At 61.9% G+C, this 22,964-nt stretch carries 23 protein-coding genes and 1 pseudogene; 12 read left to right on the plus strand and 12 right to left on the minus strand.

The features are described from left to right. Window positions 1-12 precede the first annotated feature (12 nt). Together aroC and HJB89_RS24585 are read right to left on the minus strand one after the other, a co-directional pair. Window positions 13-1,110: a chorismate synthase gene (gene aroC, locus HJB89_RS24580; protein WP_207583197.1), complete on the minus strand. Its 1,098-nt coding sequence runs from the start codon at window positions 1,108-1,110 to the stop codon at window positions 13-15. Window positions 1,111-1,319: 209 nt separating this feature from the next. Further along, on the minus strand, window positions 1,320-4,493 hold the full coding sequence (locus HJB89_RS24585; protein WP_221150626.1) for an EAL domain-containing protein: 3,174 nt from the start codon (window positions 4,491-4,493) through the stop codon (window positions 1,320-1,322). A gap of 240 nt (window positions 4,494-4,733) precedes the next feature. On the opposite strand from HJB89_RS24585, the gene HJB89_RS24590 reads away from it, so the two are divergent. Together HJB89_RS24590 and HJB89_RS33380 are read left to right on the plus strand one after the other, a co-directional pair. Continuing rightward, entirely contained in the window at window positions 4,734-4,994 is a 261-nt protein-coding gene (locus HJB89_RS24590) for a DUF1344 domain-containing protein (protein ID WP_003569889.1), read from the plus strand. A 91-nt stretch (window positions 4,995-5,085) separates the two neighbouring features. Next, window positions 5,086-5,280, plus strand: a pseudogene (locus tag HJB89_RS33380) (type II toxin-antitoxin system HicA family toxin). Between the two features lie 14 nt (window positions 5,281-5,294). Here the strand turns inward: HJB89_RS33380 and HJB89_RS24595 are convergent. The 4 genes from HJB89_RS24595 to HJB89_RS24610 form a co-directional block, all read right to left on the minus strand. Then, window positions 5,295-5,885 (minus strand): histidine phosphatase family protein, encoded by a 591-nt coding sequence (locus tag HJB89_RS24595; RefSeq protein WP_207583199.1) that lies wholly within the window; start codon window positions 5,883-5,885, stop codon window positions 5,295-5,297. A gap of 21 nt (window positions 5,886-5,906) precedes the next feature. Further along, the gene (gene fabI, locus HJB89_RS24600) at window positions 5,907-6,725 is read right to left on the minus strand and encodes an enoyl-ACP reductase FabI (protein WP_207583200.1); all 819 of its coding nucleotides are present in this window, start codon (window positions 6,723-6,725) and stop codon (window positions 5,907-5,909) included. Between the two features lie 122 nt (window positions 6,726-6,847). Then, window positions 6,848-8,038, minus strand: coding sequence for a DnaJ C-terminal domain-containing protein (locus HJB89_RS24605; RefSeq protein WP_207583201.1), 1,191 nt, complete (start codon window positions 8,036-8,038; stop codon window positions 6,848-6,850). Window positions 8,039-8,321: 283 nt separating this feature from the next. Next, entirely contained in the window at window positions 8,322-8,780 is a 459-nt protein-coding gene (locus HJB89_RS24610; protein WP_207583202.1) for an RT0821/Lpp0805 family surface protein, read from the minus strand. A gap of 65 nt (window positions 8,781-8,845) precedes the next feature. Between HJB89_RS24610 and pdxH the strand changes: the two genes are divergently transcribed. Then, window positions 8,846-9,466 (plus strand): pyridoxamine 5'-phosphate oxidase, encoded by a 621-nt coding sequence (pdxH, locus tag HJB89_RS24615; RefSeq protein WP_207583203.1) that lies wholly within the window; start codon window positions 8,846-8,848, stop codon window positions 9,464-9,466. 6 nt (window positions 9,467-9,472) lie between these two features. On the opposite strand, the gene HJB89_RS24620 is transcribed toward pdxH, so the two are convergent. Beyond that, window positions 9,473-10,510, minus strand: a complete 1,038-nt coding sequence (locus HJB89_RS24620; protein WP_221150627.1) for a polysaccharide deacetylase family protein — start codon at window positions 10,508-10,510, stop codon at window positions 9,473-9,475. A gap of 220 nt (window positions 10,511-10,730) precedes the next feature. Here HJB89_RS24620 and HJB89_RS24625 point away from each other — a divergent pair, with 220 nt between their 5' ends. Together HJB89_RS24625 and HJB89_RS24630 are read left to right on the plus strand one after the other, a co-directional pair. Beyond that, window positions 10,731-12,014, plus strand: coding sequence for a D-alanyl-D-alanine carboxypeptidase family protein (locus HJB89_RS24625; RefSeq protein ID WP_221150628.1), 1,284 nt, complete (start codon window positions 10,731-10,733; stop codon window positions 12,012-12,014). 83 nt (window positions 12,015-12,097) lie between these two features. Continuing rightward, window positions 12,098-12,415 carry a pyrophosphatase gene (locus HJB89_RS24630; protein WP_207583206.1) on the plus strand — a complete coding sequence of 106 codons (318 nt, stop codon included), beginning with the start codon at window positions 12,098-12,100 and terminating at the stop codon, window positions 12,413-12,415. A 19-nt stretch (window positions 12,416-12,434) separates the two neighbouring features. On the opposite strand, the gene HJB89_RS24635 is transcribed toward HJB89_RS24630, so the two are convergent. The 3 genes from HJB89_RS24635 to HJB89_RS24645 all read right to left on the minus strand — a co-directional run bounded on the left by HJB89_RS24635 (window position 12,435) and on the right by HJB89_RS24645 (window position 15,424). Next, entirely contained in the window at window positions 12,435-12,926 is a 492-nt protein-coding gene (locus HJB89_RS24635; protein ID WP_221141044.1) for a GNAT family N-acetyltransferase, read from the minus strand. A 17-nt stretch (window positions 12,927-12,943) separates the two neighbouring features. Then, window positions 12,944-14,359, minus strand: a complete 1,416-nt coding sequence (gene tldD / locus HJB89_RS24640) for a metalloprotease TldD (protein ID WP_221150629.1) — start codon at window positions 14,357-14,359, stop codon at window positions 12,944-12,946. A 399-nt stretch (window positions 14,360-14,758) separates the two neighbouring features. After that, a complete protein-coding gene (locus HJB89_RS24645) occupies window positions 14,759-15,424 on the minus strand; it encodes an invasion associated locus B family protein (RefSeq protein ID WP_207583209.1) in 666 nt (221 codons plus the stop codon). Window positions 15,425-15,741: 317 nt separating this feature from the next. On the opposite strand from HJB89_RS24645, the gene coxB reads away from it, so the two are divergent. The 7 genes from coxB to plsY all read left to right on the plus strand — a co-directional run bounded on the left by coxB (window position 15,742) and on the right by plsY (window position 21,847). Further along, window positions 15,742-16,626: a cytochrome c oxidase subunit II gene (coxB, locus tag HJB89_RS24650; RefSeq protein ID WP_207583210.1), complete on the plus strand. Its 885-nt coding sequence runs from the start codon at window positions 15,742-15,744 to the stop codon at window positions 16,624-16,626. Between the two features lie 17 nt (window positions 16,627-16,643). Continuing rightward, complete coding sequence (ctaD, locus tag HJB89_RS24655; RefSeq protein ID WP_207583211.1) at window positions 16,644-18,350, plus strand: cytochrome c oxidase subunit I; 1,707 nt, start codon at window positions 16,644-16,646, stop codon at window positions 18,348-18,350. Between the two features lie 66 nt (window positions 18,351-18,416). Continuing rightward, a complete protein-coding gene (locus tag HJB89_RS24660) occupies window positions 18,417-19,367 on the plus strand; it encodes a heme o synthase (RefSeq protein WP_207583212.1) in 951 nt (316 codons plus the stop codon). After that, on the plus strand, window positions 19,367-19,507 hold the full coding sequence (locus HJB89_RS24665; protein ID WP_207583213.1) for a hypothetical protein: 141 nt from the start codon (window positions 19,367-19,369) through the stop codon (window positions 19,505-19,507). Before HJB89_RS24660 ends, HJB89_RS24665 begins: the two co-directional genes overlap by 1 nt. Continuing rightward, window positions 19,504-20,112 carry a cytochrome c oxidase assembly protein gene (locus HJB89_RS24670; protein WP_207583214.1) on the plus strand — a complete coding sequence of 203 codons (609 nt, stop codon included), beginning with the start codon at window positions 19,504-19,506 and terminating at the stop codon, window positions 20,110-20,112. Before HJB89_RS24665 ends, HJB89_RS24670 begins: the two co-directional genes overlap by 4 nt. A gap of 60 nt (window positions 20,113-20,172) precedes the next feature. Continuing rightward, window positions 20,173-21,051 carry a cytochrome c oxidase subunit 3 gene (locus tag HJB89_RS24675; RefSeq protein WP_207583215.1) on the plus strand — a complete coding sequence of 293 codons (879 nt, stop codon included), beginning with the start codon at window positions 20,173-20,175 and terminating at the stop codon, window positions 21,049-21,051. 118 nt (window positions 21,052-21,169) lie between these two features. Then, complete coding sequence (gene plsY, locus HJB89_RS24680) at window positions 21,170-21,847, plus strand: glycerol-3-phosphate 1-O-acyltransferase PlsY (RefSeq protein WP_207583216.1); 678 nt, start codon at window positions 21,170-21,172, stop codon at window positions 21,845-21,847. A 31-nt stretch (window positions 21,848-21,878) separates the two neighbouring features. Here plsY and HJB89_RS24685 read toward each other — a convergent pair whose 3' ends face one another. Then, entirely contained in the window at window positions 21,879-22,319 is a 441-nt protein-coding gene (locus HJB89_RS24685; protein WP_221116893.1) for a GNAT family N-acetyltransferase, read from the minus strand. Then, on the minus strand, window positions 22,319-22,960 hold the full coding sequence (locus HJB89_RS24690; protein ID WP_207583218.1) for a chloramphenicol phosphotransferase CPT family protein: 642 nt from the start codon (window positions 22,958-22,960) through the stop codon (window positions 22,319-22,321). The genes HJB89_RS24685 and HJB89_RS24690 overlap by 1 nt, the downstream gene beginning before the upstream one ends. Window positions 22,961-22,964 lie beyond the last annotated feature (4 nt).

Here is a 22,964-nt window from a genome sequence, read left to right on the forward strand (position 1 = left end):
GAGCGAGCACTCCTATTTCAGGCGGCCGGTCTGGCCGCGGTCGCGAAGATAATGGTCGGCGACGGCGCAGGCGACCATCGCCTCGCCGATCGGCACGGCCCGGATGCCGACGCAGGGGTCGTGCCGGCCCTTGGTGCGGATATCGACATTGTTGCCGCTGGCATCGATCGACTGGCGTTCTGTCAGGATCGAGGAGGTCGGCTTGACGGCGAAACGCGCCACCACCGGCTGTCCGGTCGAGATGCCGCCCAGAATACCGCCGGCATTGTTGGAAAGAAAGATCGGCACACCGTCATTGCCCATGCGCATTTCGTCGGCATTGTCTTCGCCGCTGGTCTCGGCAGCGGCAAAACCATTGCCGATCTCGACGCCCTTGACGGCGTTGATCGACATCAGCAGCGAAGCGATATCCTGGTCGAGCTTGGCGTAGATCGGCGCGCCGAGACCGGCCGGCACACCTTCGGCGATCACTTCGACGACCGCGCCGATCGACGAGCCGTTCTTGCGGATGCCGTCGAGATATTCCTCCCAGACCGGCACGATGGCCGCATCGGGGGAGAAGAACGGGTTCTGCCCGACCTGGTCCCAATCCCAGTTGCGGCGGTCGATCTTGTGTTTGCCGATCTGCACCAGCGCGCCGCGCACGGTGACGCCAGGCACGACGAGACGGGCGATGCCGCCGGCCGCAACCCGCGCCGCGGTCTCGCGCGCCGAGGAACGGCCGCCGCCGCGATAATCGCGAATGCCGTATTTGAGGTCATAGGTATAATCGGCATGGCCGGGGCGGTATTGCCTGGCGATCTCGCCGTAATCCTTGGAGCGCTGGTCGGTGTTTTCGATCAGCATCGAGATCGGCGTGCCGGTTGATGTCATCGTCTCGCCATCGGCATCGAGCATGACGCCGGACAGTACCTTCACCAGATCGTCCTCGCGCCGCTGCGTGACGAAGCGGGATTGCCCGGGCTTGCGCTTGTCGAGCCAGACCTGCAGATCCGCGAGCGTGAAGCGCAGCCCCGGAGGGCAGCCGTCGACGACGCAGCCGAGCGCCGGACCATGGCTTTCGCCCCAGGTGGTTACGCGGAAGAGGTGACCGAATGTATTGTGCGACATGTGTTCCCACGGTGGCGCGCCAAAGCCGGTCGCGCCATTGCTTGAAAAGGCGCGACACTCATAGGCCAAAAATCCGTCGAGGCAAAAGCCTTTCTTTGCGCCAAACCGGCAGTCGCGGAAATGCTGTTCCGGATGGACGGCCCATCGTTAAGCCACCTCCACTCCGCCAGCCGAAAGAGCCGAGGACGAGGGCGATCAGCGGACGTCGATCACGACGCCAGCCGCCATCCCGTTCCTGTCGCCTCGTTGGTGAAATCGTCGAATGAAAGCGGCCGGGAAAAGGCAAATCCCTGCAGGATATCGCAGCCGAGATCGCGCAGCAGTTCGGCATGCGCCGCCGTCTCCACCCCTTCGGCCACTGTCTCGACGCCGAGCGAGCGGGCGATCTCGATGATCGAGCGGACCAGCGCCCGCTCCTGCGAGGCATTGACGATCGGCTGCACCAGCTGGCGGTCGATCTTCAGCCGCTTCGGCTTCAGCTTCAACAGGCTGACGATCGAGGTATGGCCGGTGCCGAAATCGTCGATCTCGATATCGATGCCGAGCGCCTTGATGCGCTCGAGGTTGTGCGAGACCACATCCTCGCTCTCGTCGAGGAAGATCGATTCCACCAGTTCGAAGGAGATCTCGCCGGGGCGGATCTGCAGATCTGTAAGCGATTCCAGCAGGCTGCCGTCATGCAGCCGCCGCGCCGAGACATTGACCGAGACCTTGGGCACGGCAATCCCCAGCGCCGTCCAGCGCATCTTGTCGCGCAACGCTGTTTCGAGCACGATCCGGTCGAGCATCTGCACCACATTGATCTCGTCGGCGATGCGCAGGAACTTGTCGGGCGCGAGCAGACCTTTGGCCGGATGGTTCCAGCGCACCAGCGCCTCCACACCCGTCAGCTCCATCGTCCGGGCGCAGAATTGCGGCTGATACCAGGCGGTGAATTCGCCATTGTCGATGCCGGCGAGGATCTCGTCGGCGGTGCGCTTGGTATTGATGATATCGGCCTGGAGATTGTGGTTGAAGAATTCGAAGCGGTTGCGGCCCATGCTCTTGGCGCGGTAGAGCGCGATATCGGCATTGATCAGCACCTTGCGCGCGTCGACATGAATGCCGTTGGCGAGCGCCACGCCGATCGACACGCCGCAGCGGCAGGAAAAACCCTGGAAATCGATCGGTTGGCGCATCTCCTCGATGATCCTGGTCGAAAGTTGCGCCATCTCCTTGTCGCCGACCTCAAGCGCGAGGATGACGAATTCGTCGCCGCCGATGCGCGCCACGATGTCGCTGCCGCGGACATTTTTGGCGAGCACCTTCGAGGCGTGCACCAGCATGGCATCGCCGGCGGCATGGCCAAGCGTGTCGTTGATGTCCTTGAAGCGGTCGAGGTCGATGTGCAGGATCGAGAATTTCTGCCGTTGCCGGCGGCCGTCATTGGTCAGTTCTTCAAGCGCGATGTCGAGCTTGCGGCGATTGGCGAGTGCGGTCAGCGGGTCGTGCAGCGAATTGTGCTCGATCCTGTTCTTGGCAAGCTCGAGCTCGATATTCTTGGCGACCGCCTCGTCCTTGGCCGCCTTCAACCGGATGGTCATCAGCACGTCTTCGGTGGCGTCGAAGGCGATGCCCATGATCTTCATCTCGCCGGTCCCCGTCTGGTGGACCTTGCCGACCGAGCGCACGTAGCGCACTGAGCCGTCGTCGACGATCACCCGGCAGACGAGGGTGTGCGTATCGCCGTTCTGCTTGAAGTGGCGTGCGCTTTCGAGCGCCAGGGCCCGATCCTCGGGATGGATGCGCGAAAGCCAGATCTCCTCGGTCATGAAGCCGTTGCGCGGCGCAAGCCCATAAAGCTCGTGCATCCGCTCGTTCCAGATCGAGCCGCCTCGGTGGGGCCGCGCTTCCCATATGCCGCATTGATAGGAATTGAGCGCCAGGTCGAGCCGGCTCGACAGCTCGGCGAGCTGCCCCTCGCGGCTGGAAAGCTCTTCAAGCGCCAGCTCCAGCTCGGCATTCTTGACCTCGCTCGTATCCTTGGCCTTGCGCAGCATGTCGGTGGTCACCGCATCGGCGGTCACGTCCCAGACGATGCCGATCGTCTTGCTGACGCCGCCGGCATCCGTATAGAAGGCCCCGACCGAGCGCAGGTGCCGGATGCCGCCATCGGCAAGCAGGATGCGGTACTGCGCCGTGCAGGCAGTACCGGCGATGCTGCAGCTGAAGAAATGCACTTCGGCGATGTCTCGGTCCTCCGGCAGGATCGCCGCCAGCCATTCGTCGAGCGCCCGGCTTCCTTCCTGCGCCGGCTTGCCGTGCAGTGCTGCGGCGCGCGCATCCCAGAGCAGGCTGCTCGTATGATCCTGCAGCTCCCAGATGCCGATATTCGAGGATTTCAGCGCCAGATTCAGCCGCTGCGACAGCTCCTTGAGTTTCGCCTCGCGCGTCTCCAGCTCGGTGATGTTGCGATTGCGCTCGCCGAGCAGGAGTGTGGCGAAGAAGATCGGGATGATGATGATGCAGCCGGCGGCAGCGACGATCAGGCGCAACTCGGTTCGGTTTTCCGGTATCGCGTCCCAGCCGCTGTTCGGGACGACGGAGAGTTCCCACTTGCCGCCGGCAAAGCCGATCTTCTGGCGCATCGGATCCTTGTCGTCGATATCGGACGACCCGAAGAAGGGCGCGGCTGTCACGGCCCTCGCCGGCGAGCCAATATCCCGGATGGCGATCGAAAGATGGTCGAGATGCGGATAACGTTCCCGGTTCTCGCGGTCGCGCGCCGGCATCAGCCCGGTCGCCTCGTAGAACATCTGCTGGTCGATGATGAGTTCAACCGCTCCCCAGATCCGCCGCTGGCCGTTCTCCTTGATGAAAACCGGGAAGAATATGGCAAAGGCGTCGCGGCCCTCGGCGCTGATCGGGCCATAGAAGCGGGCCGACTGATCGCCGGCTGCAGGCGTCATCGCCTGGCGTGAAAAAAGCGCTTCGCGCACGTCGCGGCCGATTCGCGGATTGCCCGATTGCGGTGGATAGACGTTGCTGACGATGAAATCGGGGGCGACGGCGATATGAATGAAGGATGGGTTCTGAATCAGCAGCCAATTGATCTGCCGCTCCATCTCCTCTCCGTTTGCTGCGCTGACGGAGATCAGATTGGTCAGGTCGCGGACGATGCTGAGGTCCATGTGGATCTCCGCCATGACCCGGGCGCGGATGAGGTTAGCCTCGCTTTCGGTGCGGATATGAAGTTCGCGCTCATAAGATGCCGTATTCGCGCGGTCGAGGCCGAAGCCGACCATGATGACGACAAGGGCGGCAAACGATGAAACCAGGAACGAGACGCGGGTATTCCTCAACACGCGCCGCAACTGCTTGTTGTCGCTCAGCCTGGATAGCAAAATGAAACCCCCATCGTCCGGGCAACTGTAGGGGGCGGGGGTTAATTTACGATTGCCCGCAGGCGATGCCAAAAATCATGGGAAGGGAAAACCGCGGTTAACGCGGCACCTTGATTATATTTAAAATCCTATTCATCAATTAGGCGGGAAAAGACATTCTTACGGGCAATTTTCGCCATATTCAGGAGGCTATGTGTGGCCAGTCATGTTCTCGTGCAGCGTTTGAAAAGGATTGTCGCCATGCGTTTCGTCGTCGCCACGCTTTTGGCAACAGCAAGTTTCCTGTCGCCGATGAGCGGTTTTGCCGAGAGCGCCGATGTCGAGGCGACGATCAAGAAGGTCGACACCGCCAATCTCGTGCTGACGCTCGATGACGGCAAAACCTATCAGGCGCCCGAGGAATTCAATTTCGATGGCCTGGAAGCCGGCGTGAAGGTGATCGTCTTCTATACCGAAGTCGACGGCAAGCGCGTCATCAACGATCTCGATATCGTCAAGTAGGAAGCCTAAACGTCGAGAGCGGCTATAAATTCCTCTTCATTCAGCTACTACATACACTATGACACGCCGGCCAATCCGACCTACTGAGCGCATGGCCGGCTATCTACGTGAACTCAAAGAGCTACTGTTGAAAGCCGGCTGCGAATATGTGCGACCGGGAAAGGGTGATCACGAAATCTGGTAAAGCCCGATTTCCAACCGCCATTTCACGGTCGATCATGGGGTAAAATCACGCCATACAGCCAATGAAATGCTGAAACAGGCGGGACTTCCGAAAGCATTTTGATTCAGATGCAATGCCTACAGCCAGACGATCGTCCGCTCGGCGGTGTCAATCCTGGCGATCTGGTCCTGCGGGATTGCGCCTTCGGCAGCGCTGCTCTTCGGCAGGTTGGAAATCGCCTGGAACAGCGTGCGGATGACGCCGCCGTGGGTGACGCAGACCGTCGGGCGATCGACGGATTGCAGCCATGAGCCGGTGCGCCAGGAGAGGATCTCGTAGCTCTCCGCGTCGTTGCCGGGCGGGATGAAATCCCATTTCGAGGCGTTGCGTTCGGCCACCCGCTCGCGCTGCGTCGCCTTCAATTCCTTGATCGTCGAGCCCTCCCAGTCGCCGAAGGAAATCTCGACCAGCCTCGGATCGGTGCGATAGGCAAGCGGCGGCAGGCCCATGGCGGTGCGCATGATTTCCATCGTCGCGCGGGTGCGGCCGAGCGGGCTCGCGACGAAATCGAATTCATCGACGGTGTCGCCGAGAATCCCGGCAAGCGCGATGCCGTTCTGCCGGGCCTGTTCCAGGCCCGTGGCATTCATCGGAACGTCCTTCTGACCCTGCAGGCGGCGCTCGGCATTCCAGGCAGTCTGGCCGTGTCTGATCACGTAGATAAGCACGGTCTCGGCTCCGGAAATGCTTTAGTCCTTGATGACGGAAATGTCGGGCGCGTCGACCGCCTTCATGCCGATGACATGATAGCCGCTGTCGGCATGGTGCACTTCGCCGGTGACGGAGCGCGACAGGTCCGATAGGAGATAGAGGCCGACATCGCCGACTTCCTCGATGGTGACGGTCCGGCGCAGCGGCGCGTTGTATTCGTTCCACTTCAGAATGTAGCGGAAATCGCCGATGCCGGAGGCGGCAAGCGTCTTGATCGGCCCGGCCGAGACGGCGTTGACGCGAATGTTCTGCGGCCCGAGGTCGACGGCCAGATATTTGACGCTCGCTTCGAGCGCGGCCTTGGCGACGCCCATGACGTTATAATTCGGCATCACCTTTTCGGCGCCGTAATAGGTCAGCGTCAGCATGGCGCCGCCATCCGTCATCAGCTTCTCGGCGCGGCGTGCGACCGAGGTGAAGGAATAGACGGAGATCTGCATCGTCTTGGCGAAATTGTCGGCCGAGGTGTCGACGTAACGGCCGGTCAGCTCGTCCTTGTCGGAGAAGCCGATCGCATGCACGAGGAAATCGATCTTGCCCCAGAGCTTTTCGACGTTTTCGAAAACGGCGTCGATCGTGGCTTCGTCGGCAACGTCACAGTGGCCGACCAGCGTCGCGCCGATTTCGGCGGCGAGCGGCTCGACGCGCTTCTTCAGCGCATCGCCCTGGTAGGTCAGCGCGACTTCTCCGCCCTGCGCATGAATGGCCTTGGCAATACCCCACGCAATCGAACGATTGTTGGCGACACCCATGATGACGCCGCGTTTGCCTGCCATGAGGCCGGATGCTTGAGCCATATTTCGCTCCCTAGGAATTCTGATTGATCCTGCCTATGGCATAGGCCGCTAATCGGTTCAAGCTTGGCCTGGATCATCAACTGTTAGGTATCGTAACAAAGGGTGCGAAAGTCATAAATATTTCACAGGAACAGGCCTTCGCGCATGCTCCGCATCAGATCGGTGACTTTGTCGTCGGGTTTTTCCCACAGGATAATGCGCAATTCGACGACTAGATCGCCTCTGCCGCCCTCTTCGCGGGGCAATCCCTGGCCGGGGATGCTGATCGTCTTGTCCGAGCCCGACCACGCGGGGACCGTGATGTTGAGCGGCCCGCTCGGTCCCTCGATGCGCGCCTCGGTGCCGAGAACGGCATTTTCGATGCTGAGCGGCAGCACGGCGTGCAGGTCGAAGCCGTCGACCGTGAAGCGCGGATCGGGCGCAATGCGGATATTGATGACGGCATCGCCGCGTTGCATGCCCGGCAGCTTGAAGCCCTGTCCCTTGAGCCGCAGTTCGTGGCCATCCCTCGTGCCGGCCGGCAATGCGAAGCCGATCTCGCGACCCTCCGGCAGTGACGCGGTGATCCAGCCGCTCTTCAACACGTCGTCGATCGTCACCGTTGCCGTCGCCACCTCATCCGGTGCTTTTTCCAGGCCGGTATCCTTGGCGCCGGTGAAACGGCGCACCAGGGAGGTCAGGATGCTGAGCGGCAGCGGCAGGTTGGCGCCGGCATTTGGCCCAGCCTCGCCGGCCTCCTCGTCGACCTTGGTGTCGGCCTCCGCGGCGTCGCCGTCCACGCGCCTGCTGGCCTCGCCCGCCTGCTGATTCTGGGCCTGCTGGTTTTGGGCCTGCTGGTATTGCGCCTGTTGCGCGCGGCCCTGCGCCTGGCCGCCGCCGGCAGCGCGTGCCTGGGCGCCGAAAATGCGCTCGACCATCTCGTCGGCGGGCTCAGCCGATCCTGCCTGTTGTCTGGGGCCTTCGGCAGCCGCCTTCTGGGCGGCGCGCGCAAGCTCTTCCATCACCCGCTCGGCATTGGCCTGCGCCGCCTTGGCGCGCACGGCAGCCTCGCGCGCGGCGTGCCGCTGCTGCATGATCGTCTGTTCGTTTTTCTTGGCTTCCGCCATCCGCACGGCATTGTCGAACAGACTGCGTTTGCGCGGGTCCTTCAGCGTTTCATAGGCGCGACCGATCTCGGCGAACCGGGCCGTCGCCGTCGGGTCGCTCTGATTGTGGTCGGGATGGGCAGATTTGGCCATATTGCGCCAAGCCGCCTTAATCTCGTCTGCCGCCGCGTCGCGCCTGACGCCCAGAATTTTATAAGGATCGCGCATGTCAAACCGCCGGTGTTGCGATGCGGGAGGCCACGTCCTTGCCCGGCATCCCCAAATTTCAATAGTAAAAGCTCAATATCAACTCGGAACGCGCCATCCCGCCGCAAAGGCAGGGACAACCCCTCTCAACGCTGATCGTGCGTCGGAGTTGCTAATCACTTCTTATTTCTGTGGGGAGATGTGCGATGTTTTGCGTCGAATGGTTAGCTTTTTGCTAAGCATGCGGCGGAAAGCCCGCAGGCGTTAACCTGTCGGCGATGCCGGATCAGCTCGTTTGCCCGAATTAACTTTCCGGCTGAAAGCTCAAAAGCTGCCAGTTGCCGCCACCGACGAGGCAGGTCTTGCCGTAAAATTTGGCGATACCGACATAGGAATGCCGCGTGGTGCGGAACTGGCGGCAGATCTGGCCTGATTCGTTGTTCTCGACGATCGTATCGATGACGCCGGCGCTGCCCGTCGATGCATTCGCCCAGGGAAGCGGCTGGCCCTCGAGCCTTTGCACATCGGCCGAGGTTACGGCATTGCGCACGGTCATCTCGTCGGAAAGCGTATCGGTGCTCGGCGGCGTCTGCGGCACGGTGCCGGTTGCCACCGACCGGTCGACCTTGGCTTCACTGAGAAAATCCATGCCGCCTGCAAGGCAGCCGGAAAGCGAAAGCATTGCAACGCCGATGACGAAGAACACGCTGCTGCGTCGCCGCAGGCCCTTTGTATGGCGATATGACTTTGCTATGACTTCCACCCTGCATCCTGTCCAGTTATCGAAAGCTGGGCGAGTTTTGAATAATCCGGGGCATTTGAACCAATATGTCGGCAAACGAGTTAACAAGCGGTGACTTTACCGAAAGTGGCGAACCCTTCAAGCTCTTTGCCGAATGGCTTGGAGAAGCGGAGGCTTCCGAACCCAACGACCCGAACGCCGTGGCACTGGCAACGGTCGATGAGGATGGTCTTCCCAATGTCCGCATGGTTCTCCTGAAGGGATTCGACGAAGACGGTTTCGTCTTCTACACCAATTTCGAGAGCCATAAAGGCCTTGAAATTCTGGGCCAGAAAAAGGCCGCCATGTGCTTTCACTGGAAAAGCCTGCGCCGCCAGGTAAGGCTGCGCGGCCCGGTCGAGATCGTCACCGATGCCGAAGCCGATGCCTATTTCAAGACGCGGGCGCGCGGCAGCCGCATCGGCGCCTGGGCTTCGAAACAATCCCGCCCGCTCGAAAGCCGTTTCGCACTTGAAAAGGCCGTGGCCGAATATACCGCGCGATATGCCATCGGCGATATTCCACGCCCCGCCCACTGGTCGGGCTTCCGCATCCGGCCGACCTCGATCGAATTCTGGAAAGATCAGAAATTCCGCCTGCATGACCGGGTCGAATTCCGCCGGCCCTCGCCGGAAGGCGCATGGGACAAGGTCAGGATGTATCCATAAGCGGCGCTATTTGCCCATCAGCTTCAGCGGAATGCCGGAGGCAAGGGCGGAGACGTAGCGTCGCTTCTGGTAGAAGCCGTTCAGCGAAATGCGTGAGAGATAGGCGGTTTGCTTCGCCGCCGGCAGGCCCGGCTGGGTGGTGACGGCAGCCTGAAAGCCGAGATTGCGGGCAATCGCCGCCTCGCGCGCGGTCACAGCCTCCGGTGTGCCGTAGGGGTAGGCGATCGTCACGGGGCGGATGCCGGTCAGCGCCTCGACGTAATCGGCCGAAACCTGCATCTCGATCCGCGCTTCGGCTTCCGGCAGGCGGGCCAGCGCCCGATGGCTGATCGTATGGGCGCCGAGGGTTGCAAGCGGATGGGTCGCCAGCCATTGCAACTGGCCGGGCTGCATCACCAGTTCGCGGGTGATATCGGTCGGCTCGATGCCGTTTTCCCGGGCCAGCATGTCGATTGCGGCGACCGCCCGCGCCTCGTCGGAGCGGTGGATATAGGCGGCGAAGCGGTCGAAGGCACCCCATTGCTGCTGCGGATTGTTGAGCATCAGTCGTTCGCTGCCGCGGCCGAAATCGAAGCGGAGTTCGCTTTGCCGGCGCAACAGGACGGCGAGCGTCTCCCACCAGATGCTGTGCGAGCCCTCGGCAAAACCCTTGGCGACGAACACCGTGAACGGCGCCCGATGCTGTTCGAACAGCGGCAGCGCATGCTCTAGATTGTTGATGTAGCCGTCGTCGAGCGTGAAGGCCGCGAAAGGCTTTCCGCCCTCGGGCTCGGCCAGCAGCGCCGGCACCTGATCGAGCGGCACGAAGCGATAGCCCTCCCGCCGCAGCCGCCGCAGCGCGGTATCGAGAAAACGCGGGGTGATTTCGAGATGCGCGTTCGGCTCGAAAGCCTCCGGCACGTGCGGGCGGACATGATGCAGCGTGAAGATGACGCCGCGCCCACGGGCTTCGCGCATCAGCCCGGCGGCGGCGAGAAGCCAGGAGAGCTCGAGCCCGGCGCCGATCGCTGCGCGTTTTGCCAGTCGCTTCAATTGTCCCGTCATGCGGCGTCCGTTCCCAATATTTGTGGGAAAATAGCAAGCGCGACTTAAGGCTTGCTGAATCCCGATTTTGCACAGGCCTCTCATTTCCTGTTAACCAAGACGATGAAAAGACTAGAAAAATGATAGTCGTTGCCTCAAAGTCGCGCCAAACTTACGGCTTCTGTCACATTACGGCACAAAGGCCGATCCATTCGAGAGCCGACGCATCAAGGGGAACTGCATGAGAACGCTTTTGGCGGCTGTTTTGACCGTAGCGCTTGCCGTTTCGGCGCCTCTTGCAGCCCTGGCCGGCAGCGCCTCGCTGGTCCTCGATGCCCGCACCGGCAAGGTTCTCGCCGCCGAAAACGCCGATACGCTGAACCATCCGGCCTCGCTGACGAAGATGATGACGCTCTATCTCACCTTCGAAGCCCTGAAGCGCGGCAAGATCGCCTGGGATACGCCGATCAAGATGTCGAAATACGCCGCCTCCCGGCCGCCGACCAAGCTTGGCGTCAAGGCTGGTGGTACGATCACCGTGCGCGAGGCGGTCTATGGCATGATCATCAAATCCGCCAATGATGCAGCCTCCGCCATGGGCGAAAAGCTCGGCGGCTCGGAAAGCGGTTTTGCCGGGATGATGACCGCCAAAGCCCGCCAGCTCGGTATGAGCCGCACCGTCTTCGTCAACGCCTCAGGCCTGCCGGACGGTCGTCAGGTCACCACGGCGCGTGACATGTCGACGCTCGCCATCGCGCTGATGAAGAATTATCCGAACGAATACCGGCTGTTTTCGACGGCGAGCTTCAATTTCCGCGGCCGGACCGTGCGCGGCCACAATAATCTCATGTATCGCTACCAGGGCATGGACGGCATCAAGACCGGGTATACCAACGCCTCCGGCTTCAATCTCGTCAGCGCCGTCAGGGACGGCAACCGCCGTGTCGTCGGCGTCGTGCTCGGCGGCCGTACCGCCCGCAGCCGCGACGACAAGATGGCCGGTCTGCTCGATCGTTATCTCGGCCGTGCCTCGTCTTCCGGCGGTGCAAAGCTGGTGGCGAGCGTCGGCGCCAGCGAGCCTGTCGAAGTCGCGTCGGCCGCCGACGATTCCGATGTTCCGGTGCCGCTCAGCGCACCACGCCAGGCCGACGATCTCGCAGCCAAGAGCCTGGCCTATGCCGATGACACCGTCGTGCCGCTGGAGCGTCCGGTCGCGATGGACGAAATCCTGAACGCCGGCAAGGCGCCGAAGATGTCGGCAGAGAAGAGCGATGGCGACTGGCAGATCCAGATCTCGGCCGCTCCGAGCGCCGATGCGGCCCGGGCGCTTCTCGCCCAGGCGAAGTCTGAGGGCGGCGCGCCGCTCGTTTCCGCCTCGCCCTATACCGAGGCGGTCGGGAAGGGCGCCAACAAGATCTACCGCGCCCGCTTCGTCGGCTTCGCCAGCAAGGACGCCGCGGTCTCCGCCTGCGCTGCGCTGAAGCAGCGCTCCTATGACTGCATGCTGCTGCCAGAGCACGGCTGATCGTCAAATCACCCACTCGGGCAATCCCCTCTGGACACACATCGGGAATCAGCGTCTCTTCCATAAACAAAAGGAGAACGCCGATGTTGCGTCGTCTTGCCGACCAGTTCGAAATCTCTTCCTCGGCGCATGTCGCCGCCAACGGCATCGAACGCGACGCCGACTGGTTTCTGCTGAAACTGCAGGAGGAAATGGGCGAGCTGACCCAGGCATGGAACCGGCTGACCGGCCGCGGCCGTGCGAAAGGCCGCTCGCCTGAAGACATGCGGCGCGATCTGGCCGACGAGACGGCCGACCTTCTCGGCCACCTTCTGCTGTTTGCCCGCCGCAACGATATCGACCTTGCCGCGGCGATTGAACGGAAGTGGCTGTTTCAGCCGGCGGAGGTGCTGAAGGGCTGAGGCATGCCGGCCGCTGGAGTCAGTCGACCTTATGTCGATAAAACTTACTGTCCACCGCCATCAACGGAAACGAGCGGGGCAGGGCGCTCTTGGCGATCTCGGTAAAGCCGTTCTTCTCGTAGAAGCGGTGGGCGGCGACGAATTTGTCAGTCGTGCCGAGGAAAATTTCGGTGAGGCGGGCATCCCTGGCGTGGGAAAACATCCGGTCGAGGAGCCGCGCCGCCACCCCGTGTTCGCCACCGCGAACCGCGGCGGCGACGAACATCTTGCGCAGCGCCGCCTGATGATTGCCGATATCCTTGAGCCCGAGCGTGCCGACGATCGCGCCATCCTCGACCGCGACCCAGAACTGCCCCTTGCCGGACTGATAGAAATCCGGGATCACCCGCAGATCCGGCTGCGCATCGGCTGATATATCGATGCCGAACTCCTGGCGCTGGATCGTCAGGATCACCGACAGCACGGCATCGGCGTCGTCTTCCGTGAAACGCCTGATCTCGACCTCCGCCATCACAGGCTCCTTTCGCCTCAGGTCTGAGTGCCGCCGACCGTCACCTGATCCATGCGCAGATGCGGCTGGCCGACGCCGACGGGAACCCATTGGCCGCCCTTGCCGCAATTGCCGATACCGGTATCGAGCTTCATGTCGTTGCCGATCATCGATACCCGCTTCATCGCATCCGGGCCGTTGCCGATCAGCATCGCGCCCTTGATCGGCGCGCCGACCTTGCCGTTTTCGATCAGATAGGCCTCGGTGCAGCCGAAGACGAACTTGCCGGAGGTGATATCCACCTGGCCGCCGCCGAAGGAAACGGCATAGATGCCCTTCTTCACCGAGGCGATGATTTCCTCAGGCGGCTTGTCGCCGCCAAGCATATAGGTGTTGGTCATGCGCGGCATCGGCACATGGGCATAACCCTGGCGGCGGCCGTTGCCGGTCGGCGCCATACCCATCAGCCGAGCATTTTGGCGATCCTGCATATAGCCGACCAGCTTGCCGTTCTCGATCAGCACATTATAGCCGGAGGGAGTGCCCTCATCGTCGATGGTGATCGAGCCGCGGCGGTTGTCGATCGTGCCGTCGTCGACGACGGTGACACCGGGGGCGGCGACCATCTGGCCGAGCAGGCCGGCAAAGGCCGACGTCCTCTTGCGGTTGAAATCGCCTTCCAGCCCGTGACCGACGGCCTCGTGCAGCATCACGCCCGGCCAGCCGGAGCCGAGAACGACATCCATAGTACCCGCCGGCGCATCGATCGCCTCGAGGTTGACGAGCGCCTGACGCAGCGCCTCGTCGGCGCCATATTGCCAGCTGCCCTCGGCGATGAAGTCGCCGAAGCCGATGCGCCCGCCGCTGCCGTAGGAGCCGCTTTCCTGCCGATCGCCTTCGCCGACCATCACCGAAATGTTGATGCGCGTCATCGGCCGGATGTCGCGCACGCGGTGCCCGTCGGCGCGCAGGATGTCGACCACCTGCCAACTCGCCGCAACCGAGGCCGTCACCTGCCGCACCTTGTCGTTCTTGCCCCTGAGATAGGCGTCGATGTCCTGCAGGACCTTGACCTTTTCCTCGAAGCTCGGCTGGCCGATCGGGTTCTGGTCGCCGTAGAATTTCTTGTTGGTGCGTTGGGGGGCGGCGGCGTAAGTGCCGGAGTAGCCGCGTGTCACTGCGCCGACCGCATCCGCCGCCCGCTTCAGCGCCGCCACCGAGAGATCGCCGGCATGCGCGAAACCGACCGCTTCGCCGGCAACGGCGCGCAGGCCGAACCCCTGCTCGGTGTTGAAGCTGCCGCCCTTCAGCCGGCCATTGTCGAAGGTCAGCGCTTCGGCCTGCGCATGCTCGATAAACAGCTCGCCATCATCGGCGCCGGCGAGCGCCTCGGCGACCAGACCACGCATCGTGGCTTCGTCGGCATCGAATAGCGTCAGGAGATCGGTGGTCATGGTCTGGCTCCAATGGGCATGCGTTCAGAAATGCGCTTACGCACTTAGATAGGGCTCCAATTGATAAGGAGTGAAGCCCTGCCGTCGAATTTTCTTTGTTGAGCAAGTTCATCTCAGGAGATGGGAGTGCGCGCGAAGGAGATATAAGTGTTTTGTCGCATTGCCCTGCAGGGGCGTTCCCGCCGGATGGCTTTCCCCGCGCCAGCGTCAAGTTTGGCTGGAACGTCACCCTATCCTCCGTCATCCTCGGCCTTGAGCCGAGGATCCATCCCCGCCACCGAGGGTGCCGCGTGGATGCTCGGGTCAAGCCCGAGCATGACGGAGGGTGGGATAAGCCTATGGAGCAAGTACAGCGACGGGGGAGGGGGCGAGCGTAGTTGCGCTACGCTCGCATAGCCCTCAAGGCAGGGCGTCGAAGCCTTCGGCGAAGCCCTTGAGGTCGACCGGGATGCCGATGCCTTCTTCGGGTGTCTGGAAGACGATGAAGGTTGCCTGGGCGCCGCTGCGGAAGGTTTTCAGCAGTTCGTCCTCGAGCACGACCTCGGCATAACAGCCATCGGCGAAGCAGCGGACGAAATAGGCACGGCCGATATCCTTGCCGTCGACATTGAGGCCGAGGCCGTTCGGCAGCAGCACGCCGAGCGGCGCCAGCACGCGGAGAATCTTCGACTTGCGGTCGGCCGTCTTCAGCACGACGACGGAAAGCCCGACCTCCGGCCGATCCTCGGCGATGACGTTCTGCATCAGCGCGCATTGTTCGGTCGAGGCGCCTGCCGGCTTGTCGCAGACGACGGACCATGCGCCGTGATTGGATTTCACCGTGCCCGGCGCCTGCGGCTGGGTCTGGCCGGGTGTCACCTGGATATTCGGACTGGCCGCACTCGGCTGCTGCGGCGTCGTAGCGGGAGCCGGGGCAGGGGCGGCAGCCGGCGGTTTGGCCTGGGCCGGCGTGGGTTGCTGTTGTGCGAAAACGGGCGTCGTCGCTGCGGCCGCGATGCTGGCGGTCACGAGAAGCGACTGCGCGAGGGAACGGAAACCCATGGAAACCTCTGGATATCGAATCATTTGCGGCTATTGTTGAAGCTGCCCACCAAAAATGAAAAGCCCCACCCCGTGAAAACCGGGGGACTGCGGCGGAAATTGGACCTTTCGGAAATAATGTGTGGCGCGCGGGTTGGCCGGAAAGCCGATTTTTCATATGCTGATGAAAAACTTGGGATGTTTTGCCGTTCTGGCCTGCCTGTGCTTTCAGCAAAAATGCCGCATAGACAATTGCTCTGACCTGTTGCGGCAAATGCCAAACTGTGGTTTGAAGCGCTGAAGATGGCAAGGATTCTGCGTCCTATTTTGCAGGTCAAGCGCTCGAGGGAGATAATAAGGTGATGAAGAAGGCTTATGCAGCTCTGACCGCGCTGGTCTGTCTGCTTTTTGCTTCCGGCACATATGCCGACCAGCCAATGCCGTGGCAGGCGACGCTGCAGCCGGCGGCAACGCCGATCATGCGGGAGATCCACTGGTTCGAACAATATACCCTGTGGTTTATCGTTCCGATCACGCTCTTCGTTCTGGTCCTGCTCATCGTCGTCTGCTTCAAGTTCCGCGCCAGCGCGAACCCGGTTCCCTCGAGGACGAGCCACAACACGCTGATCGAGATTGCCTGGACCGTGGGGCCGGTCCTGGTGCTGCTTCTTCTTGCGATTCCCTCGTTCAACCTGCTGACGGCGCAGCTGACGCTGCCCGAAAACCCCGATGTGACGATCAAGGCAACCGCCACCCAGTGGCAGTGGAACTACGAATATGAAGGTTCGGGCGACAGCCCGCTCGCTTTCGACAGCTACCTGCTGAAGGATCAGGACCGCGCCGCGGCCGGCAAGGAAGACAAGTCGGTTTATCCCAGGCTTCTCGCCGTCGATAACGAGTTGGTCCTGCCGGTTAACAAGACGGTCCGCGTTCTCGTGACCTCTGCCCCGACCGACGTCATCCACGCTTTCGCCATGCCGTCCTTCGGCGTCAAGATCGATGCCGTGCCGGGCCGCCTGAACGAGACCTGGTTCAAGGCCGAGCGCGAAGGCCTGTTCTATGGCCAGTGTTCCGAGCTCTGCGGCAAGGACCATGCGTTCATGCCGATCGCCATCCGCGTCGTCTCCGAGGACAAGTACAAGCAGTGGCTGACCGCAGCCGCCAGCGACCTGCCCGGCGCCTACAAGACACTCATGGCCGCAACCGATGGTCCCGCAAAGACCCTCGACGTCGCCGAAGCACAGTAATTAAGGGGACCGGGACAATGGCTGGACCTTCCGCTCACGACGATCATTCTCATGATCACGACCACGCGCATGATGATCACGATCATGGGCACGGTGATCACCATGCGCACAAGCCGAGCTTTGCCAATCGCTGGCTGTTCTCGACGAACCACAAGGACATCGGCACGCTTTATCTGATCTTCGCGATCATTGCCGGCATCATCGGCGGCGCGCTTTCCGTCGCCATGCGCATGGAGCTGCAGGAGCCGGGCATCCAGATCTTCCATGGCCTGGCCTCGATGGTCTACGGCTATGAGGGCGATGCCGCCATCGACGGCGCCAAGCAGATGTTCAACATGTTCACCACGGCCCACGCGCTGATCATGATCTTCTTCATGGTCATGCCGGCGATGATCGGCGGTTTCGCCAATTGGATGGTGCCGATCATGATCGGCGCGCCCGACATGGCCTTCCCGCGTCTGAACAACATCTCCTTCTGGCTGATCGTTCCGGCCTTCGCGCTGCTCTTGCTGTCGATGTTCGTCGAGGGCCCGGCAGGCGCTTACGGTACCGGCGGCGGCTGGACGATGTATCCGCCACTGGCAACAACCGGTACGCCCGGTCCGGCGGTCGACCTTGCGATCTTCGCGCTCCATATTGCCGGCGCCTCGTCGATCCTCGGTGCGATCAACTTCATCACCACGATCCTCAACATGCGCGCTCCCGGCATGACGCTGCACAAGATGCCGCTGTTTGCCTGGTCGGTGCTGATCACCGCCTTCCTGCTGTTGCTGTCGCTGCCGGTCCTGGCAGGCGGTATCACCATGCTGCTCACCGACCGTAACTTCGGCACCTCCTTCTTCTCTCCGGAAGGCGGCGGCGACCCGATCCTCTACCAGCACCTGTTCTGGTTCTTCGGTCACCCCGAGGTCTACATCCTCATCCTGCCGGGCTTCGGCATGGTCAGCCACATCATCTCGACCTTCTCGAAGAAGCCGATCTTCGGCTACCTCGGCATGGCCTACGCCATGGTCGCGATCGGCGCCGTCGGCTTCGTCGTCTGGGCCCACCACATGTATACGGTCGGCCTGTCGCTCGACGCGCAGCGCTACTTCGTCTTCGCGACGATGGTCATCGCCGTTCCCACCGGTGTGAAGATCTTCTCCTGGATCGCGACGATGTGGGGCGGCTCGATCTCGTTCCGCACGCCGATGCTCTGGGCGATCGGCTTCATCTTCCTGTTCACGGTCGGCGGCGTTACCGGCGTCCAGCTCGCCAATGCCGGTCTCGACCGCTCGCTGCATGACACTTATTACGTCGTGGCCCACTTCCACTACGTTCTGTCGCTCGGCGCCGTCTTCGCGATCTTCGCCGGCTGGTACTACTGGTTCCCGAAGATGACCGGCTACATGTACAACGAGTTGGTCGGCAAGCTGCACTTCTGGGTCATGTTCATCGGCGTCAACCTGGTGTTCTTCCCGCAGCATTTCCTCGGCCTTGCCGGCATGCCGCGCCGCTACATCGATTATCCGGATGCCTTTGCCGGCTGGAACTATGTGTCCTCCATCGGCTCCTACATCTCGGCCTTCGGCGTGCTGATCTTCCTCTTCGGCGTCTTCGAAGCCTTCGCCAAGAAGCGCGTCGCCGGCGACAATCCGTGGGGCGAGGGTGCGACGACGCTCGAATGGCAGCTGCCTTCGCCGCCGCCCTATCACCAGTGGGAACAGCTTCCGCGCATCAAGTAATTGCGCGGGTGTCAGGACGCCGCATTCGATACGGCGTCCTGATATTCTGACATTCAGGACGGAATGATGACGGTCATCGACAATCACGGGACGCTTGCAAAGGACGGCGAATTGTCGGAAGCGAGTGCACGCGATTATTTCGAATTGCTGAAGCCGCGGGTGATGTCGCTCGTGGTGTTCACCGCCCTTGCCGGCCTGGTGCTGGCGCCGGGCCACATCCATCCCGTCCTCGGCCTGATCGCCATTCTCTGTATCGCCGTCGGCGCCGGCGCCTCCGGCGCTCTGAACATGTGGTACGATGCCGACATCGATGCCATCATGAGCCGCACCGCCAATCGTCCGATCCCGGCCGGCCGCATCGCCCCCTCGGAAGCGCTGGCCTTCGGCCTGGTGCTTTCGGGCTTTTCGGTGGTGATCCTCGGCCTTGCCGTCAACTGGCTCTCGGCCGGCATCCTTGCCTTCACCATCTTCTTCTACGCCGTCGTCTACACCATGTGGCTGAAGCGCTCGACGCCGCAGAACATCGTCATCGGCGGTGCTGCCGGCGCCTTTCCGCCGATGATAGGCTGGGCCTGCGTGACCGATAGTGTGACGATCGAGAGCACCGTGCTTTTCCTGATCATCTTCCTGTGGACGCCGGCGCATTTCTGGGCGCTGGCGCTGTTCAAGATGCGCGATTACGAGGCCGTCGGCGTGCCGATGCTGCCGAACGTCGCCGGCGAGCGGGTGACCAAACATCAGATCGTCGCCTATGCAGTGCTGACCGCCGTCTGCGCGGTGTTGCCAACCTTCCTCGGCTTCGCCAGCCTCGGCTATGGCCTGGTGGCCGCCGCCCTCGGCGCGATCTTCATCTACTGTTCCATCGCCGTCTGGCGGATGCCCGACGGCGATCTGAAGATGATCCCGGCAAAGAAGCTCTTCGGCTTCTCGATCTTTTATCTTTTCGCTGTGTTCTCCGCCTTGATGATCGACCGGCTGGCGTCGGTGCTGGTCTCGCATACGGGAGGTTGGTTCTGATGGAATTGGTCAAGCTCACGGAAAAGCAACTCAGGTCGCGCCGCAACCGCAACATCGCCCTGGGGCTGGTGCTTGCCGGCCTCGTCGTTCTCTTCTACGTGATGGCAATCGTGAAGATCGGCGGGGGAACGGCGGGATGAGCGACAACGCCGCCGCACCGAAAAAGCCGGGCCGCAACAACGGCGCCGTGGTGATGATGTGCCTGAGCTTCGTTTTCGGCATGGGCGCGATGAGCTACGCTGCCGTGCCGCTCTACCGGATCTTCTGCCAGGTCACCGGTTATAACGGTACGACCCAGCGCGTCGACCAGGTGTCGAGCGTCGTGCTCGACCGCACGATGCGCGTCACCTTCGACGCCAATGTCGCGCCCGGCCTGCAATGGGACTTCAAGCCGGTCGAGCGCGAGGTCAATCCGAAGATTGGCGAAACGATAAAGGTCCATTTCACCGCCGAGAATCGTTCGAACGAAACCCAGCGCGGCCAGGCGGTTTTCAACGTCACGCCGGGCGAGGCGGGCGTCTATTTCAACAAGGTGCAATGTTTCTGTTTTACGGAAACGGACCTGAAGCCGGGCGAGAAGCTCGACATGCCGGTGGTGTTCTACATCGATCCGGAAATCGTCAAGGCCGTGGAATCGAAGAACATCCGTACGGTCACGCTGTCATATACGTTCTACCCGAAAGAGGGTCCGAAGCCGCTGGCTTCGAATGAGGGTGGAGCGGTAAAGATTGAAAAGAAACTTTGATCAAGGCTCGTTTCCGGCTAAGCCGGGAGCCGAGTGAAGGAAGACATCCGGGGATAATACATGGCCGATGCTCATCAGAAAAATCACGACTATCACATCATTGATCCGAGCCCGTGGCCGATTATCGCCTCGCTCGGCGCCTTCCTCATGGCGATCGGCGGCGTCTGCTACATGCGTTACCTGAACGGCGGCTCGTTCAAGGTCGCCGGCTTCGAACTCGCCAATCCCTGGCTCTTCTACATCGGCTTCGCGCTGGTTCTCTACGTCATGTACGGCTGGTGGGCCGATACGGTGAAGGAAGCCCATGAGGGCGCCCACACCCGCGTCGTCTCGCTGCACCTGCGCTATGGCATGATCATGTTCATCGCTTCCGAAGTGATGTTCTTCGTTGCCTGGTTCTGGGCCTATTTCGACGCCAGCCTCTATCCGAACGAAGCGATTCAGGCCGCGCGCCTGCTCTATACCGGCGGCACCTGGCCGCCGAAGGGCATCGAGGTCCTCGATCCCTGGCACCTGCCGATCTACAACACCGTCATCCTGCTGCTTTCCGGCACGACGGTCACCTGGGCGCACCATGCGCTGTTGCACAACGACCGCAAGGGCCTGATCCAGGGCCTGACGCTGACGGTGCTGCTCGGCGTGCTGTTCTCCTGCGTGCAGGCCTATGAATATGCCCACGCGCCCTTCGCCTTCAAGAATTCGATCTACGGCGCGACCTTCTTCATGGCGACCGGCTTCCACGGTTTCCACGTCCTCGTCGGCACGATCTTCCTGGCTGTCTGCCTGATCCGCGCGATGCGCGGCGACTTCACCCCGAAACAGCATTTCGGCTTCGAGGCGGCCGCCTGGTACTGGCACTTCGTCGACGTCGTCTGGCTGTTCCTGTTCTTCTGCATCTACGTCTGGGGCGGCTGGGGCGCACCGGTCGCAGCCGGCTGATTGCAGCGATATTCAAATAGAAGGCGGGCCTCGTGCCCGCCTTTTTTATGGCTTGATGCGTGTCGCCCGAAAACGACGAAATGATGATTGCCTGACATTCGAGCGGCGAGGTGCCTCCATGGTTTTCTGGATAACTGGCGTGGTTGGTTTGGCGATCGCTTATCTCATCGGTTCCATGCCGACAGGTTATCTCGCGGGGAGACTGCTCAGGGGCATCGATATCAGGGAGCACGGGTCTCGGTCGATTGGCGCAACCAACGTATTGCGAACGCTGGGGAAGTGGCCTGCGTCGGCCGTTCTCCTGGTGGATGTGCTGAAAGGCGTGGGGGCAATCCTCTTTGCCTGCTGGTTTTATCCCTGGTTCCACAGATTGCTGTACGGCACGCCGCCAGGGCTTGATCTGGAAACCTGGCTGGCCTGGACTGTTTGCCTGGCCGGATTGGCCGTGTTGCTGGGCCATAGCCGGTCGATCTGGCTGAATTTCAAAGGTGGAAAATCCGTTGCGACCGGGCTCGGCGTATTGCTCGCAATATCCTGGCCGGTGGGTTTGGGCGCCGTGGCGGTTTTTGGCGGCGTCCTCGCCGTCTTCAGGATTGTGTCCCTTGCTTCGATGCTGGCGGCTTTGACCGCGATCGCCCTCATCTGCAGTCTGGAGCAGCCGGTGCCCTATCGCTTGCTGGTGATTGCAGGCGGCGTTTATGTGATTGCGCGCCATCGCGCCAACACCCAGCGACTGCTGGCGGGGACGGAGCCGCGCCTGGGGCAAAGCAGCCCGGAATCGAAAACGTCTGCGTGAATTCAGAGCCGCGACCTGGACTGTTGCCCGATCAGGTGCCTCGAACGGATTGAATGTCCTTCACCATGAGCGGACTGCTTCTGTCGGTGTCGACCATGACCCAGCCGAGCTTTTCGTAGAAAGGCACGGCATCCGGCGCGGCATGGACCTCCAGGCGGCAGAGGCCGTGCTTGGCCGATAGTTTCTCGACTTCGGACATCAAAATCCGCCCGAACCCTTGTCTCTGGTGTTCCGGCAGGATGGCGACAAGCCGCACGACACCGGTCACACCATCCGACAGATCGAGGCGGACTGTGCCGAGAGCAACGCCGTCCTTCCTCAGCAGGAGCGGTATATGGCGCGCCTCATGCTCATCCGGATGCTGGTCATCGTAACCGTCGAGGCCGCGCAGTTCGAACAATACATGCCGCCGAATGGCATGATAGGCTTGCCAGCCCGCGGCCTCTTTCACCTGCTGAAGTTCTATAGCCATCAGCGCGCGCCAGCAATCCGCTCGAAAGCCGAAGGCACTGGAATGCCGAGATCCAGCCGCAAGCGGATCGCCTCGGCGCATTCGAGCGCGGTGAGCACCGACGTATCGACCTCCATGTCATAGATGCCCGGCCGGTGCACTTCATCCTGCCAGCGCTGCACCGGCTCGGGGACCGGCACCGCTTCGCTGGCGCGGAGATAGAGTGTCTCGCGGCCTTCTTGTTTGAATTCCCGCCGCTGCATGATCGTCTCGATCGGACAGTGCACGCCGACGAACAGCACGGAAAAGCCTTCCAGGCGTCGGGTACAGTCGCCGAGGATGCCGAGCGGCTGCGAGTAGCTGTCATGATGGCCGAGATCGGCCACTACATTGAGCCCCAATCCGGCGTGGATGGCGATCGACTCATAAAGGGCCGCATAGAGGAACGGCACCAGTTCTTCGAGTTCCGGCCGCTCACCGCCGGGCCTCAGGCCGATGCCGGGCAGGAAACGCTTCGGCGTCATGGTATTGTAGCTGTCGACGCCGAGGTTGATCCACGGCCCCTCGAATTCCTCCTGGATTGCGCGCGCAATGCTGGATTTTCCGCTTCTCGGCGCACCGTTCAGGATAATGATCTGTCCGGCATGGTTATCGCTCGTCATCAGT

The organism is Rhizobium sp. NZLR8 (assembly GCF_019685025.1).
Classification (GTDB): domain Bacteria; phylum Pseudomonadota; class Alphaproteobacteria; order Rhizobiales; family Rhizobiaceae; genus Rhizobium.